General features: G+C 71.0%; 14 protein-coding genes. 5 read left to right on the top strand and 9 right to left on the bottom strand.

From position 1 onward, the window contains the following. Positions 1-95 precede the first annotated feature (95 nt). Complete coding sequence (gene lysS, locus GA0115234_RS07790) at positions 96-1,862, top strand: lysine--tRNA ligase (protein WP_093540101.1); 1,767 nt, start codon at positions 96-98, stop codon at positions 1,860-1,862. 95 nt (positions 1,863-1,957) lie between these two features. Here the strand turns inward: lysS and GA0115234_RS07785 are convergent, their stop codons facing one another. The 3 genes from GA0115234_RS07785 to GA0115234_RS07775 form a co-directional block, all read right to left on the bottom strand. Continuing rightward, positions 1,958-3,412 (bottom strand): DUF2637 domain-containing protein, encoded by a 1,455-nt coding sequence (locus GA0115234_RS07785; protein WP_093540170.1) that lies wholly within the window; start codon positions 3,410-3,412, stop codon positions 1,958-1,960. A 275-nt stretch (positions 3,413-3,687) separates the two neighbouring features. After that, positions 3,688-4,584, bottom strand: a complete 897-nt coding sequence (locus GA0115234_RS07780) for a DUF3558 family protein (RefSeq protein WP_093540100.1) — start codon at positions 4,582-4,584, stop codon at positions 3,688-3,690. A gap of 200 nt (positions 4,585-4,784) precedes the next feature. Then, positions 4,785-5,699, bottom strand: coding sequence for a hypothetical protein (locus tag GA0115234_RS07775; protein ID WP_093540099.1), 915 nt, complete (start codon positions 5,697-5,699; stop codon positions 4,785-4,787). Between the two features lie 170 nt (positions 5,700-5,869). Here GA0115234_RS07775 and GA0115234_RS07770 point away from each other — a divergent pair, with 170 nt between their 5' ends. Then, positions 5,870-7,063, top strand: coding sequence for an RtcB family protein (locus GA0115234_RS07770; protein WP_093540098.1), 1,194 nt, complete (start codon positions 5,870-5,872; stop codon positions 7,061-7,063). Between the two features lie 130 nt (positions 7,064-7,193). Here the strand turns inward: GA0115234_RS07770 and GA0115234_RS07765 are convergent, their stop codons facing one another. Both GA0115234_RS07765 and GA0115234_RS07760 read right to left on the bottom strand, forming a co-directional pair. Then, complete coding sequence (locus GA0115234_RS07765) at positions 7,194-7,952, bottom strand: SDR family NAD(P)-dependent oxidoreductase (RefSeq protein ID WP_093540097.1); 759 nt, start codon at positions 7,950-7,952, stop codon at positions 7,194-7,196. Between the two features lie 54 nt (positions 7,953-8,006). After that, a complete protein-coding gene (locus GA0115234_RS07760) occupies positions 8,007-8,342 on the bottom strand; it encodes a YnfA family protein (protein WP_093540096.1) in 336 nt (111 codons plus the stop codon). 103 nt (positions 8,343-8,445) lie between these two features. On the opposite strand from GA0115234_RS07760, the gene GA0115234_RS07755 reads away from it, so the two are divergent. Then, positions 8,446-9,078, top strand: a complete 633-nt coding sequence (locus tag GA0115234_RS07755; protein WP_237541125.1) for a hypothetical protein — start codon at positions 8,446-8,448, stop codon at positions 9,076-9,078. A 26-nt stretch (positions 9,079-9,104) separates the two neighbouring features. Here GA0115234_RS07755 and GA0115234_RS07750 read toward each other — a convergent pair whose 3' ends face one another. Then, a complete protein-coding gene (locus GA0115234_RS07750) occupies positions 9,105-10,562 on the bottom strand; it encodes an FAD-dependent monooxygenase (RefSeq protein ID WP_093540095.1) in 1,458 nt (485 codons plus the stop codon). Between the two features lie 230 nt (positions 10,563-10,792). Between GA0115234_RS07750 and GA0115234_RS07745 the strand changes: the two genes are divergently transcribed. Together GA0115234_RS07745 and GA0115234_RS07740 are read left to right on the top strand one after the other, a co-directional pair. After that, entirely contained in the window at positions 10,793-11,365 is a 573-nt protein-coding gene (locus GA0115234_RS07745; RefSeq protein WP_093540094.1) for a TetR/AcrR family transcriptional regulator, read from the top strand. Positions 11,366-11,437: 72 nt separating this feature from the next. Beyond that, complete coding sequence (locus GA0115234_RS07740) at positions 11,438-11,944, top strand: MarR family winged helix-turn-helix transcriptional regulator (RefSeq protein ID WP_093540093.1); 507 nt, start codon at positions 11,438-11,440, stop codon at positions 11,942-11,944. 15 nt (positions 11,945-11,959) lie between these two features. Here the strand turns inward: GA0115234_RS07740 and GA0115234_RS07735 are convergent, their stop codons facing one another. From GA0115234_RS07735 to GA0115234_RS07725, 3 genes are all read right to left on the bottom strand, one after another. Then, positions 11,960-12,775: a Mut7-C RNAse domain-containing protein gene (locus GA0115234_RS07735; protein ID WP_093540092.1), complete on the bottom strand. Its 816-nt coding sequence runs from the start codon at positions 12,773-12,775 to the stop codon at positions 11,960-11,962. A 120-nt stretch (positions 12,776-12,895) separates the two neighbouring features. Then, positions 12,896-13,744 (bottom strand): NAD(P)H-binding protein, encoded by an 849-nt coding sequence (locus GA0115234_RS07730; protein WP_093540091.1) that lies wholly within the window; start codon positions 13,742-13,744, stop codon positions 12,896-12,898. A 189-nt stretch (positions 13,745-13,933) separates the two neighbouring features. Continuing rightward, entirely contained in the window at positions 13,934-14,500 is a 567-nt protein-coding gene (locus GA0115234_RS07725; protein ID WP_093540090.1) for a GNAT family N-acetyltransferase, read from the bottom strand. Between the last annotated feature and the right edge of the window lie 18 nt (positions 14,501-14,518).

Below are 14,518 nucleotides of genomic sequence, written 5' to 3'. Positions count from 1 at the left end.
AGCCGTTTTCGCGCCGCCGACGGACCTGGGAGAATGGGCGGAGCCCCTATGAGTCCCACAAGGGTGTTCCAACGAGTCCTACAAGAGAGAAGGACGTGCAGACCGTGGCTCAGAGTCAGAGCAGCACCGAGGCCGACTGGGTCTCCCGCTTCGCGGACGATGTCATCGCCGAATCGGAGCGTCGTGCGCCTGGCAAACCGGTCGTCGTCGCGTCCGGCCTCTCCCCGTCGGGCCCGATCCACCTGGGCAACCTCCGCGAGGTCATGACCCCGCACCTGGTCGCCGACGAGATCCGCCGCCGGGGGTACACCGTCCGGCACCTGATCTCGTGGGACGACTACGACCGGTACCGCAAGGTCCCGAACGGTGTCCCGGGCGTCGACGAGTCCTGGGCCGAGCACATCGGCAAGCCGCTGACCTCGGTGCCCGCCCCGGCCGGATCCGCGTATCCGAACTGGTCCGAGCACTTCAAGGCCGCCATGACGGCCGCGCTGGACGAGCTGGGCGTCGAGTACGACGGCATCAGCCAGACCGAGCAGTACACGGCGGGCGCCTACCGCGAGCAGATCCTCCACGCGATGAAGCACCGCGCCGACATCGACGCGGTCCTCGACCGGTACCGGACGAAGAAGGACCCGGCCGCGGCGGGCGCCAAGGGCGGCAAGAAGCCGCAGCAGCAGAAGAAGGTCGACGAGGCCGAGCTGGAGGCCGAGGCGGGCTCCGGCGCGGCGAGCGAGGACGACGGCAGCGGCGGTTCGGCCGGCTACTTCCCGTACAAGCCCTACTGCGGCAACTGCGAGAAGGACTTCACGACCGTCACGTCGTACGACGACGACAGCACGGAGCTGAACTACACCTGCACGGTCTGCGGCTTCGCCGAGACGGTGCGGCTGAGCGAGTTCAACCGCGGCAAGCTGGTCTGGAAGGTCGACTGGCCGATGCGCTGGGCGTACGAGGGCGTGATCTTCGAGCCGAGCGGCGTGGACCACTCCTCGCCGGGCTCCTCGTTCGTCGTCGGCGGTCAGATCGTCCGCGAGATCTTCGACGGCGTGCAGCCGATCGGCCCGATGTACGCCTTCGTCGGGATCTCCGGCATGGCGAAGATGTCCTCCAGCAAGGGCGGCGTGCCGACCCCGGCCGACGCGCTGAAGATCATGGAGGCGCCGCTGCTGCGCTGGCTGTACGCGCGCCGCAGGCCCAACCAGTCCTTCAAGATCGCCTTCGACCAGGAGATCCAGCGGCTCTACGACGAGTGGGACTCGCTGGCCCGCAAGGTCGCCGACGGCTCGGTGCTGCCGGCCGACGCCGCCGCGTACGCGCGGGCCATCGGCACGGCCGCCGGTGAGCTGCCGAGCACGCCGCGCCCGCTGCCGTACCGCACGCTCGCGTCGGTCGTCGACATCACGGCCGGGCACGACGAACAGACGGTGCGCATCCTGAGCGAGCTGGACCCGGAGAACCCGCTGACCTCGCTGGACGAGGCCCGGCCCCGTCTCGACCGCGCCGAGAACTGGATCACCAGCCAGGTCCCGGCCGAGGCCCGCACGATCGTGCGCGACGAGCCGGACAAGGAGCTCCTCGGCTCGCTGGACGAGCAGGGACGGGAGTCGCTGCGGCTGCTCCTGGAGGGGCTGGACTCGCACTGGTCGCTGGACGGGCTCACCACGCTCGTCTACGGCGTGCCGAAGATCCTGGCGGGCCTGGAGCCGGATGCCAAGCCGACGCCCGAGCTGAAGGTCGCGCAGCGGTCGTTCTTCGCGCTGCTGTACCGGCTGCTGGTCAGCCGGGACACGGGGCCGCGGCTGCCCACGCTGCTGCTGGCCGTGGGGGCGGAGCGGGTGCGCAGGCTGCTGGGCGCGTAGCGGTCCGGCTGTTTCGTACGTACGGAGGGCCGTCACCCGGTGAATTCGGGTGACGGCCCTCCGTCGTTGCCGTCGAACGGACGTGGGGCACACGCTCAGGCGATGTGGTCCGCTTCGAGTTCGGCGTGGTAGCGGTTCCTGAACTCCGGCATCAGGCGGCGGATCAGGGCCGTGCTGCGCGGGTGCCGGACGTTGTGGCCGTCCGTGACGTGTATGTCCAGGGCGTCGACGCTCGGGTAGTCGTTGTGCTGGTTCACGAACGCGGCGAACACCTCGTACGCGATCTCGGCGAACTCCGCGTCCTCCTGTGCCCACTCGGCCGGGTCCGGCTCGGGCTCCTGCGGCTGTTCCTGGAGCGGCAGCTGTTCCTGGTGCTGCTCGTGGGCCTGCTGTTTCTGGTGCTGCTCGTGGGCCTGCTGGGGCTGCTGGAACTGTTCCTGCTGGTGTTCCTCGGCGCGGGGGCCCGGGACGGCGCCGATCGTGCCCACGTTGCCCAGCGGGCGGGTGCGGCCGCCGGGGCCGGACGGGACCATCACCGGGGCCGGCTCCAGGCCCTCGACGTACGCCGGGTCGTAGTCGCCCTCGTACGCGTCGTCCGGTACCCGGGGCGCGGCGAACCACGGGCTCTCGTGCGAGCCGGGGCCCTCCTGGGGCCACTCCTCGGCGTCGGCCGGGTCGGAGGGGTGGCCGTGCTGCTGGTACTGCTGCTGGTCCTGTCCCTGCGGCCCGTGCTGTTGCTGGTGCTGTGGCTCGTGCTGTTGCTGCTGCGGGTCGTGGGGGGCGTCCTGCTGCTCGGGGGCGTACGGCAACTCGGGCTGGGACTCGCCCGATTCGACCTGGGGCAGGGCGGGGGCCGGGGGCAGCAGGGCGGGTTCGATGCCCGCGGCGGCGAGGCCGGCGGGGGCGGTCTCGGCCAGCGGGACGCCGTACTTCGCCAGGCGCAGCGGCATCAGGGACTCGACGGGGGCCTTGCGGCGCCAGTTGCGGCCGAAGCGGGCCTGGAGGCGGGCCTGGTAGATCAGCCGGTCCTGTTCGAGCTTGATGACCTGCTCGTACGACCGGAGCTCCCAGAGCTTCATCCGGCGCCACAGCTTGAACGTGGGGACGGGGGAGAGCAGCCAGCGGGTGAGCCGGACGCCCTCCATGTGCTTGTCGGCCGTGATGTCGGCGATCCGGCCCACCGCGTGCCGGGCGGCCTCGACGGAGACCACGAAGAGCACCGGGATGACCGCGTGCATGCCGACGCCGAGCGGGTCGGGCCAGGCCGCGGCGCCGTTGAAGGCGATCGTCGCGGCGGTCAGCAGCCAGGCCGTCTGGCGCAGCAGCGGGAACGGGATGCGCAGCCAGGTCAGCAGCAGGTCCAGGGCGAGCAGGACGCAGATGCCCGCGTCGATGCCGATCGGGAAGACCAGCGAGAAGTCCCCGAAGCCCTTCTGGAGGGCGAGCTCGCGCACCGCCGCGTACGAACCCGCGAATCCGATCGCGGCGATGAGTACCGCACCGGCGACCACGAGACCGATGAGTATCCGGTGGGTGCGTGTCAGCTGCATCGCGGCCACCCGCGTTCCCTCCCGTTTCCCGTATCCGGCGCCGTGTTCCGGCGCCCTGTTCCGATGCTGCTCCGACGGCCTGTCCGGAGCCCCGCCCGGCGTTCTGCCCGACGGCCCGTCCGGAGCCCTGTCCGACGGCCTGTCCGGTGTTCTGCCGCGACTTCTGGCGGGCACAGCCTGGCACATGGGAACGCGGCGTGTTGCGCGGGGAGGGGCGAAGCCCGGCGCTCGGGGAGCACCGGGCTTCGTAAGGCCGCTTCCGGGCCGGGGCGTTGCTAGCTCGTCTTCTTGACGGACGCCTTGTGGGCGGAGGTCTTCTTCTCCGTCGACTTGTCGTCCTTCGGCTTGTCGTCCGTCGACTTGCTGTCCTTCGGCTTGTCGTCGCTCGACTTGTCGTCGGTCGGCTTGCTGTCCGAGGCCTTTCCGCTCGGCGGGGTCGCGCCGGACGGCTTGTCAGCCCCCGCCCCGGCGACGGAGGCCACCGCTTCCTTGGCCGCCTTCTCGGCGCCCTTCAGGATGTCGTCGGAGGAGGGGGTCTTCGCGCCCGCGTATCCCGCACCGTTGTAGGTGAGGGTGATGACGACGTTCTCGGTCCGGGTCACCACCGTCGCGTACTTGAAGTCCTCACCGGTCTTGGAGAGGTCGTAGGTGACCTTGGTGGCCTGCTCGCCGATGCCGGCGACGGGCGCTTCCGCGACCTTCTTGGCGCCCTCGGACGCCTTGGCCTTGGCGACCTGCTTGTCGAAGTCCTGCTGCGCGCGCTTGGCGCCGCTGCCCAGGGCCTGGTCCGAGTCGAAACGGGTGAAGCCGATGTCGAGCCAGCGGTACTGGGAACCCTTCACACCGTTGTCGTCGAGGCCGTTCCAGGAGCAGCCGGCGCGGTAGGCGGTGTCGCTGGAGCCGGCGGCCGTGCCGTTCTTGGACTTCGCCGAGGGAACCAGCGAGGCCACCGTCTTCTTGGTGATCGACTTGCACGGGTCGGGCAGCGCGGCGAACTTCGCGGGCTCGACGGTCGGTTCCGCCTTCTTGCTCGCGCTCGCCGAGGGGGACGACTCGGACGAGCCCGATTCCTTCGTGTCGCCGGAGTCCGACGAGCAGCCGGCGACGACGAGCATCACCGGAACGGCGGCGCAGGCGAGTATGCGGGAGAGTCGCGGGGCTGAACGGTGCATGGTTCCTTCACTCGGGTGGCGCGGCGGTCGGGCTGCCAGATGGTCGGGCGGGTGGTCGGCCGGTGTTCCGGAGGGTGTCCCGGAAGCTGCTTCCGGAGGGTTTCCGGAGGGCCACGGTACGACGGACCACAGCCGGACGCCGCCTCGCCCGGGGGCCCGGAGGCTGCGGGCGACGCGGGCCAGGGGCGCCCGGGACGGGGTCATTCGCTGAACTTGTCGACCAGGTTCCGGGCCACTGCCTGGGCCTTCTCCTGCAGTTCCTTGCTGTCGGGGACCACGGTGGAGACGGCCGGCTGCTCGGTGTACTCGACGGTCACGATGACGTTCGATGTGCGAAATACCACGCTCACCGTGCGGTGCTGTGCGGTGGAACCCGCCCGGGTGAGCAGATCGTCCAGGAACGCGCTGTCGCCGAGGTCGTCGAGGACGCGCGGCTGGAGGCTGTCCGCCGAGCTGCCGGTGGTGTCGTCGGTGTTCTCGTCGGCCGTCGCGCCGGTGCTCCCGCCTTCGGAGGCGGAGGTGGAGGCGGGGGTGGTCAGGGCGTGCGAGGCGGGATCGGAGTCGGCTGGGGGGTCCGACTTCGTGCCCTTTGTGCCGTCCTTCGAGCTGTCGCCCTTGCCGTCGCCCTTGCTGCTGTCCGTGCCTTCGTCCTTGCCGCCGTCCGCGCTGTCGGGGCTCCCGGAGGGGGAGGTCAGACCGGCGGACGTCTCCTTCTTCGTGTACACCTCGCGGGCCCGGTCGTCGTCGCTGACCGCGGGGTCGTAGGAGACCACGCGCTCGAAGTCGATGGACAGGGTGTGCGAGGAGGAGGGGTCCTCGGACTTCCAGTTGCAGCCGACCCGGCGGTCGGTGTTGTAGGTGACGGCGGCGGTGCCTTCGTACACCTTCTGCTGCTGCTCCTCGGAGAGTTCGGCGGCGCCCGGGAGCAGGTCCTTCAGCGTGGACGTCGCTACGGCGCCGCAAGGCTCGGGAAGGGTGCGGTACTTGCCGGGGGCCGCGGCGGCGACGGATGTCTCGCCGGGCTTGCTGTCGGCTGCGGAACCACCAGTTCCGGTGTCGGCGCTGCAGCCGACGACGAACGCTGCCAGTAGCGCGGTGCCGGTTACGTGGGCCATTCGTCGCACGGTCCTGGGCTCCCTTCGTGCGAAAAACGGTTGCCGCTCAATGGCGACCGGTGGACACAATGTGTATCGCACGCGCCGCTGTGAATGCCGGTCGGCCGACTCATTTGCCGATCTTGGCACCGGTTTTGCGCTTTCAGACTTTTCGGGGGAATCGAGGAAGTATGTCTTACGTAGAGGTGCCGGGGGCGAAGGTTCCCATCCGCATGTGGGCCGACCCGGCTTCGGTCGAGGACGGCGCGATGCAGCAGCTGCGCAACGTGGCCACGCTGCCCTGGATCAAGGGTCTCGCCGTCATGCCGGACGTCCATTTCGGCAAGGGGGCGACGGTCGGTTCGGTGATCGCGATGCACGGCGCGGTCTGTCCGGCGGCGGTCGGTGTGGACATCGGCTGCGGAATGTCCGCGGTGAAGACCTCGCTGACGGCCAATGACCTGCCGGGTGATCTGTCCCGGCTCCGGTCGAAGATCGAGCAGGCCATCCCGGTGGGCCGGGGTATGCACGACGAGGCCGTGGAGCCGGACCATCTCTACGGCTTCCGGGCGCCGGGCTGGGACGATTTCTGGGGACGGTTCGACGGGGTGGCCAATGCGGTCAAGTTCCGTCAGGAACGTGCCACGAAGCAGATGGGGACGCTCGGATCGGGCAACCACTTCATCGAGTTCTGCCTCGACGAGTCGGGTGCGGTCTGGCTGATGCTGCACTCCGGATCGCGGAACATCGGCAAGGAGCTGGCCGACTTCCACATCGGGCAGGCGCAGAAGCTGCCGCACAACCAGGACCTGATCGACCGCGACCTGGCGGTGTTCATCGCCGACACCCCGCAGATGGCGGCGTACCGGAACGACCTGTTCTGGGCGCAGGAGTACGCGAAGCACAACCGCGCCGTCATGATGGCGCTCTTCCAGAACGTGGTCCGCAAGGAGTTCAAGAAGGCCAAGGTCACCTTCGATCCGGTCATCTCCTGTCACCACAACTACGTGGCGGAGGAACGGTACGAGGGCATGGACCTGCTGGTCACGCGGAAGGGTGCGATCCGGGCGGGTTCCGGGGACTTCGGGATCATCCCCGGTTCGATGGGGACCGGTTCGTACATCGTGAAGGGCCTCGGGAACGAGAAGTCGTTCAACTCGGCCTCGCACGGCGCCGGCCGGAAGATGAGCCGGAACGCCGCGAAGCGGCGCTTCTCGACGCGTGATCTGGAGGACCAGACGCGGGGTGTGGAGTGCCGCAAGGACTCCGGCGTCGTGGACGAGATCCCGGCCGCTTACAAGCCGATCGAGCAGGTCATCGAGCAGCAGCGGGACCTGGTGGAGGTCGTCGCCAAGCTCAAGCAGATCGTGTGTGTGAAGGGCTGAGACGGCCCTTGGCGCACAACGGGACGGAAGGGCTCCGGACGCGGGTGGTGTGTCCGGGGCCCTTCCTGCCGTGCCGCCCTCCTGCTTTTCTGCCTTTTTGGCTTCCTGTCCTCCCGCTTCCTGGCCGCCCTCAGGCGGTGCGGTGGACCTTGGAGTTGGAGGCCTGGGCGCGGGGGCGGACCACCAGGAGGTCGATGTTGACGTGGCTGGGGCGGGTGACGGCCCAGGTGATGGTGTCGGCCACGTCGTCGGCGGTGAGGGGGGCGTCGACACCCGCGTACACCTTGGCCGCCTTCTCGGTGTCGCCGCGGAAGCGGGTCGTGGCGAACTCCTCCGTCTTGACCATGCCGGGGGCGACCTCGATGACGCGGACCGGGGTGCCGACGATCTCCAGGCGGAGGGTCTCGGCCAGGACGTGCTCGCCGTGCTTGGCGGCCACGTAGCCGCCGCCGCCCTCGTACGTGGACAGGCCTGCGGTGGAGGAGAGGATCACGACCGTGCCGTCGCCGCTCTCGGTGAGGGCGGGGAGCAGGGCCTGGGTGACGTTGAGCGTGCCGATGACGTTGGTCTCGTACATCTGGCGCCAGTCGGCGGGGTCGCCGCTGGCGACGGGGTCGGCCCCGAGTGCGCCGCCGGCGTTGTTGACGAGGACGGCGAGGGTACGGAACGCCGAGGCGAACTCGTCCACCGCGGCGCGGTCGGTGACGTCCAGCGCGTAGGCCGTCGCCTGGTGGCCCGCCTCGTTGATCCCGGCGGCGAGCGCCTCGATGCGGTCCTTGCGGCGGGCGGTCAGTACGACGCGGTAGCCGGCTGCGGCCAGCTGCCGGGCGGTCGCGGCGCCGATGCCGCTGCTCGCTCCGGTGATGACGGCGATCGGGGTGGCGGCCATGGAGGACTCCTCGGACAGCTGATCGGTACGGGGCCAGGATAGGCAGGCGCGGGGTCAGTGGTTGCGGGGGGCGTACATGATCACGGCCATGCCTGCCAGGCAGATCAGCGCACCGATCACGTCCCAGCGGTCGGGGCGGTAGCCGTCGGCGACCATGCCCCAGACGATCGAGCCGGCCACGAAGACACCGCCGTACGCGGCGAGGATGCGGCCGAACTCGCCGTCCGGCTGGAGCGTGGCGACGAAGCCGTAGGCACCCAGCGCGATGACGCCCGCCCCGATCCAGATCCAGCCCCGGTGCTCGCGCACCCCCTGCCAGACGAGCCAGGCGCCCCCGATCTCGAAGAGCGCGGCGACGACGAACAGAGCGACGGAGCGGGTGACGGACATGGAGTCAGCGTTTCATGCGGGAGCGAGGGGCTGAATGAGTGGGGGAGCGCGCCGAACCGGTCGGTAAATAGGGATGATTCGGGGTGATCTGTATCTTCGGGGCATGGTAGTGACACGTAGAGCCGCACGGGCCGTCTCCGCGACGGCCTCGGTGGTGGCTTCGGCAGTGGCCTCGGCGGTGGTGCTGTCCGTGACCGCGGTGCTGGGGGCGGGGGCCGTCGCGGTTGCTGCGCCCGCCCTGCCCGCCGCGCCCGCTGCGTCTGTCGAGCCCGCTGCGTCTGTCGAGCCCGCCACGTCCGCCGAGCGCGTTGCGTCCGCCGGGCGCGTTGCGCCCGTTGCGGCGATCGTGCCCGAGGCCGATGTGTCGCACCACGGGCATGTCGTGTTGTGGGATGCGGGGCTCGCGGTCCGGGTGCGGACCGAGAACCACGGTCCGGCGAGCCTGGCGGGGGTGACCGTGCGCGTGCGGACGTCGGTGGCGCTCGCCGAACGGCAGGAACTCCCGCGGAACTGTCTGCAGACCGACCGGTGGACCGTGCTGTGCCGGACGGGGGCGCTGCGCGCCGATGGGGCGCAGGAGCGGCTGCTCGCCTTTGAACTGCGGCTCGCGGGGCGGCCGGACGAGGTCGTCGTGTGGGTCGACACGCTGTGGAACGGCGGCGCGGCCGACCGGAACCCGGAGAACAACGACCACGAAGTGCTGGCTCTGGCCACCGGGGACGAGTACGTGTTCTGAGCCCGGTCGGTACGCACGGCCCGGGTTCACCGGGTGAGTGCGGCGCGCAGGGCCGCAGGGTCGGTGTGGTCGCTCGCCCAGGCGATGTAGCCGTCGGGGCGGACGAGCAGTGTGGTGGTGCGGTCGCTCTGCCAGTGGGCGTGCACCAGCGGGGTGGGTGATGCCGGAGCAGCGGTGCCGGGGGGAGTGACGAGGACGAATGTCCCGTCGCGCAGCAGCTGGTGCAGGCGGCCCTCCCGCAGGCTCAGGTCCGGGGCGCGCTTCGCGGTCAGGGGGTGCGCGCCGCGCGGGGCCCGGTAGGCGATCGAGATGCCGGAGACCATGCCGATGGCCTTGTCGGAGATGGGCCGGAGCGTGGACAGTGCCCTGGCGGCGAGGCCCCTGACCGTCCGCTGGAGCGGGGTGCGGGCCATGGCGAGGCGGGCCAGCGCGCCGCTGGAGCGGAGCACGCTCGTGCCGACCGGGTGCCGTTCGGCCTGGTAGCTGTCGAGGAGCGCTTCCGGGTCGGCCGACTGGTTCCGGACCACCGCGGCGAGCTTCCAGGAGAGGTTGGCGGCGTCCTGGAGCCCGGTGTTCATGCCCTGGCCGCCGGCGGGCGAGTGGACGTGCGCGGCGTCCCCGGCGAGGAAGACCCGGCCGGTGCGGTAGGACGGCACCTGGCGTTCGTCGCTGTGGAAGCGGGAGATCCAGCGGGCGTCGTGCATGCCGTAGTCGCTGCCGAGGGCGCGGCGGGTGATCTCGCGCACCTCGTCGAGCTCGACGGGGTCGCTGTCGGCGGCCTGGTGCGCGTGACTCCAGCCCATCACGCGGTACCAGCCGTCACCGAAGGGCGCGATGAAGGCGAAGGCGTCCCCCACGCCGCTCACCGTCAGGACATCGCCCGGCTCCTCGGTGAGCCGGACGTCGGCGAGGGCCATCGACCGGATCACGGATCTGCCGGGGAAGGGGAGGCCGAGCGCATGGCGCACGGAGCTGCGCATTCCGTCGGTGCCGACGAGGTAGCGGGCGGTGAGGTCGGTCCGGCTGCCGTCCGCCTCGCGCAGTTCGGCGGTGACGGATTCCGGCGCGGCGTTCTGCCGGAGCCCGGTCAGCTCCGTGTCGTACCGGAAGTGGACGCCGGCGGTGCGGGCCCGGTCCTCCAGCACGCGCTCCACCTCGTACTGCGGGGTGATCAGCACGAAGGGGAAGCGGGTGCGCAGCCGGGTGAGGTCGAGCGACAGCTCGCCGAAGAAGCGCAGGGAGGTGAGCGTGGTGCCCGTTCCGATCAGCTCGTCGGCCAGGCCGCGGCTGTCGAGCAGTTCGAGCGTGCGGGCGTGTACGGCGAAGGCGCGCGTCATGTTGCTCGTTCTGTGCGGGCGGCGCTCCACGAGCATGACGGAGACGCCCTGGGCTGCGAGATCCCCCGCGAGCAGCAGGCCGGTGGGGCCCGCGCCCACGACGAGTACGTCGACGGTCTCGGGTGCGGTGCTCGGGGTGGTGGTCATGTCTGCCTCCTGGGCCCGTTCATCTGCTGCCTGCTGCCTGCTGCCTGCTGCCTGTCGTCTGGTGCCTGGTGCTTGTTGTCTGCTGTCGGCTCTCGTGCTGTCGGCTCTCGACGGTTCTCTGCTGTCACCCTTGTGCCATCACGTGCCAACGCATGTTGGTCAACGCTTGTTGGCAACGGTAGACCCGGCGCGGCTGGCATGTCAACGCTCGTTGGCCTACATTTGTTGGCATGACGAAACCCGCCGCCCCGCCCCGCCGTTCGGACGCCACCAAGGCCGCGATTCTCGACGCCGCGCGGGACCGGTTCGCCGCCGACGGGTACGAGCGCGCGACCATCCGGGCCATCGCCCGGGACGCGAACATCGACCCGTCGATGGTCATGCGCTACTACGGCAACAAGGAGGGGCTGTTCGTCGCCGCCTCCGCGATCGACCTGCGGTTGCCCGAGCTGGGGGCGCTGCCGGGCAAGCATGTCGGTGCGGTCCTCGTCGGGCATTTCCTGGACCGCTGGGAGGGGGACGGCGTGCTCACGGCCATGCTCAGGGTCGGCGTCACCAACGAGGCGGGTGCGGAGCGGATGAGGGCGGTCTTCGCCGAGCAGATCGGTGCGGTCACGGCCGGTGTCTGCCCCGTTCCGGGCGAGGCGTCGCGCCGCGCGGCGCTCGTCGCCTCACAGATACTCGGGATGGCGCTCACGCGCTATGTGCTGCGGTTCGGGCCGGCCGTCGAGATGTCGCGCGACGAGGTGATCGCCTGGCTCGCGCCCACCGTCCAGCGCTATCTGACCGCCGAGACGCCGTAGGGGCGGCCGCTTCGGGGCAGGGCGGCCCCTCGGGGACGGATGGGTGGGTTGTCTGCTCCGTACACTCTCTGCATGTCGCAGAAGTCCCAGCCCCGCCGCAGTGCGCTGATGGCCGAGCTGACCGTCGAGTCACGCCGCTACATGGCCGCGTACGCGCTCTTCAACCAGGCCGTCGCGGACCACCTGCGGCTCCACCCGACCGATCTCCAGTGCCTCAACCTGCTCGGTCTGGAGGCGGCGCCGGTCACCACGGGCCGCATCGCGGAGCTGACCGGGCTGACCACGGGCTCGGCGACCCGGCTGGTCGACCGGCTGGAGCGGGGCGGGTACGTGACGCGCGAGCGGGACACCGTCGACCGGCGGCGGGTGCTCGTCACGACCGTGCCGGGGCGGATGGCGGAGATCGGCGCGGTGTGGGAGCGGCTGAACGGGGCGTGGGCGGCGATGTTCGAGGCCTACGACGACGATGAAGTGGCCCTGCTCATCACCCATATGCGGCGGACGGTCGAACTGAGCGCGCGCCAGGCCGAGGTCCTTCGGGAGGGCGGCGATACGACGGCCGCCGCCGGGCGGGGCTGACGCCGCTCCCCGGGGTTACACGCCGTCCACGGACGCCGACGTGGGCGTGCCCGCAGGCGCACCGGTGGACGCATCCGTGGGCGTGCCCGCAGGCGCATCCGCGGACGCGGGCGCGAATTCGTGGAGCGCCTCCGTGACGATCGCCTCCAGGCGGGCGTGGTGGGCGCCCCGCCAGTAGACGCGGTCGCACTCCGTGCACTGCGCGAAGACGTCGTACGAGTTACGGGTGCCGTGCTCCAGGTGGTCGCTGACCGTGTCCTTGTCGGCCGTCTTCAGTGGGCCGTTGCAGGCGGTGCACCTGGTCCAGGGTGCGAGGTGCGGGGCGAACCGGCCCAGAACATCCCGGAGTTGGTCGTCCGGTCGGTCGCTGTAGACATACGCCCCGGCCCAGATCTCCCGCCGGTGCAGCAGCCCGCGGTCCCGTGAGAGCAGGACGCGCCGCTCGTCCGCCGACCGGGCGGCCAGCGCGGGATCGCCGATGTCCTCGCTCTCGTACGCCGCGTCCACGCCCAGCAGCCGCAGCCGCCGGGCCAGCGTGCCGAGGTGGACGTCTAGCAGGAACCGCAGGGGTGCGCCCGGGACGTGCTGGGGGCGCTCCACGGCCCGCACCTCGACCAGCTCACCGGCTCCCGGGATGTGCGAGACGGGCACGGGCCGGCCGTCGACCAGGATCTGTCCGGCCTCGGTGAGCGGGATGCCGAGCGACTCCACTACATGGCCGAGGGTGGAGGAGCCGTCGGTGGTGACGGCCGTGCGTCCCCGGCGGCGTTCGTGCGCGACGAAGAGTCGCAGCTCGGGGGCGACTTCGAGGTGGATCTCCGGTCCGTTCACCCCGCCAGGATGTCATCGGCCGGGGCGGGGCGGCCAGGGGGTTTCGGCCGCCTGTGCGCGCGCCGGGCCCGCTGGGCGCACAGGATCCAGTGCGTCCGCTGGGTGGTGCGCCGGACGGGCTCAGGGGCGGAAGGCGGCGGCGTGTTCCTCGGCCCAGGCGGCGAAGGTACGGGCCGGGTGGCCGGTCAGCTTCTCGATGTCGTCGGTCACCTCGGCCGGGGAGTCGACCGAAGCGGCCGCGTACGCGAGCAGCGAGTCGGCGACCGGCTCGGGCACGAAGGCGGCCACGGACTCCTTCCAGGCCGCCCCGGTCACGGCGTTGACGGTGATGGGGTGTCCGGACGCCGCCGCCAGCAGGCCGACCTGCTCGGCGGCGGTGAGCGATTCGGGGCCGGTCAGGTGGTACGCCGAGCCCCGCAGACGGGGATCGGTGAGAACGGCGAGGGCGGCCTCGGCGATGTCCGTGGAGTCGATGGGGCTGCTGTGGCTGCCGGGGTGGGGGAGGTCGACCGAGCCATGGGCCCGTACCGACTGCGCCCACTGGTAGGCGTTGCTCGCGAAGGCGCCGGGGCGGAGCAGCGTGGTGGTGAGGGGCGAGGCCGTCAGGGCCTGCTCCACCGCGCGATGGGAGGCGGCGATCGCGTTGTCCTGGGCGTCCGGCGCGAGGACCGAGCTGGAGGAGAGCAGCACGATGTGCCCGACCCCGGCGGACTCGGCCGCGGCGAGGAAGGCGTCGATGCCGGACGGCTCGGCGTAGAGGAAGACGGAATCGACGCCGTCGAGGGCGGCGCCGAAGGTGGCCGGATCGCCGAGATCGCAGGCCACGACCGGTACGCCGGCGGGCACTGCGGTGGTGTCGAGGTCTCCGGGGGTGCGTGAGGCCGCGCGGGCGGTGTGGCCGTCGCGGTGCAGCAGGGAGACGAGCGTGGAGCCGATACGGCCGCGGCAGCCGGTGACGAGTGTGTGCATGGTGGAGGTGTCCCCTCTGAGGCCAGGAAATATGGCTGTTGCGCGAATAAACTGCGTGGCGCAGATAAATATCCAGGAGGAGGGGCCGACCGTCAAACGTTTTCGGGCGTCGCGGACGGGCCCTGCACGGGCGGCATCCCGCCGGGGAGTCGGTGCGCGGGGCCGGTGCGCGGGGGCCGGTACGCCGGGTCAGCGTCCCCCGGCCGTGTCCACCCCCACGTCCGACCCCGGCTCCAGGTCGAGCCGCCAGTCGTTCGTCAGCAGCGCATGACCGGGCGGGTACTCGAAGTCGCAGGTGCCGATCAGGGTGAAGCCGGCCTTGCGGCACACCGCGTTCGACGCGCCGTTGTCCACGGACGGGTAGGCGTGCAGGAAGCGGTGTTTGCGCGCGGACCGGGCCTGCTCGGCGACGGCCGTCGTCGCGGCCGTGGCGATGCCCAGGCCCTGGTACTCGGGGAGAACGGCCCAGCCCGTCTCGTACACCTCCTGGCCCTGCCAGGTGCGCTCCCAGAAGCCGATCGTGCCCACGGCTTCGTCCCCGTCCCCGTCCGTCAGGGCGATGCGGAACATCCTGCCCCGGCCCGTGCGGTCCGCGCTCAGCGCCACGTAGCGCCCGTGGCGGGCTATGAGCTGCTCCTCCGACTCGGGTCCGCCCAGGTGGTCCATCAGCTCCGGTGCGTTGGCACGGCGGAGCAGCTCCAGGTCGGTGTCCGACCAGGCCTCGATCCGTACGGGCGATGACGCGGTGCGTTCCATACCGGAACTGTAGGACGC

It is taken from the genome of Streptomyces sp. DvalAA-43 (assembly GCF_900091725.1).
Taxonomy (GTDB): Bacteria; Actinomycetota; Actinomycetes; order Streptomycetales; family Streptomycetaceae; genus Streptomyces; species Streptomyces pulveraceus.
This window is presented reverse-complemented; position numbering and strand designations above follow the sequence as displayed.

Coding starts and splice junctions, on each gene's coding strand:
- GA0115234_RS07750 (WP_093540095.1), bottom strand. CDS start 10,562: ATGACCACCACCCCGAGCACCGCACCCGAGACCGTCGACGTACTCGTC.
- GA0115234_RS07740 (WP_093540093.1), top strand. CDS start 11,438: ATGTCGCAGAAGTCCCAGCCCCGCCGCAGTGCGCTGATGGCCGAGCTG.
- GA0115234_RS07755 (WP_237541125.1), top strand. CDS start 8,446: ATGGTAGTGACACGTAGAGCCGCACGGGCCGTCTCCGCGACGGCCTCG.
- GA0115234_RS07775 (WP_093540099.1), bottom strand. CDS start 5,699: ATGGCCCACGTAACCGGCACCGCGCTACTGGCAGCGTTCGTCGTCGGC.
- GA0115234_RS07765 (WP_093540097.1), bottom strand. CDS start 7,952: ATGGCCGCCACCCCGATCGCCGTCATCACCGGAGCGAGCAGCGGCATC.
- GA0115234_RS07770 (WP_093540098.1), top strand. CDS start 5,870: ATGTCTTACGTAGAGGTGCCGGGGGCGAAGGTTCCCATCCGCATGTGG.
- GA0115234_RS07785 (WP_093540170.1), bottom strand. CDS start 3,412: ATGCAGCTGACACGCACCCACCGGATACTCATCGGTCTCGTGGTCGCC.
- GA0115234_RS07725 (WP_093540090.1), bottom strand. CDS start 14,500: ATGGAACGCACCGCGTCATCGCCCGTACGGATCGAGGCCTGGTCGGAC.
- GA0115234_RS07760 (WP_093540096.1), bottom strand. CDS start 8,342: ATGTCCGTCACCCGCTCCGTCGCTCTGTTCGTCGTCGCCGCGCTCTTC.
- GA0115234_RS07730 (WP_093540091.1), bottom strand. CDS start 13,744: ATGCACACACTCGTCACCGGCTGCCGCGGCCGTATCGGCTCCACGCTC.
- GA0115234_RS07780 (WP_093540100.1), bottom strand. CDS start 4,584: ATGCACCGTTCAGCCCCGCGACTCTCCCGCATACTCGCCTGCGCCGCC.
- GA0115234_RS07745 (WP_093540094.1), top strand. CDS start 10,793: ATGACGAAACCCGCCGCCCCGCCCCGCCGTTCGGACGCCACCAAGGCC.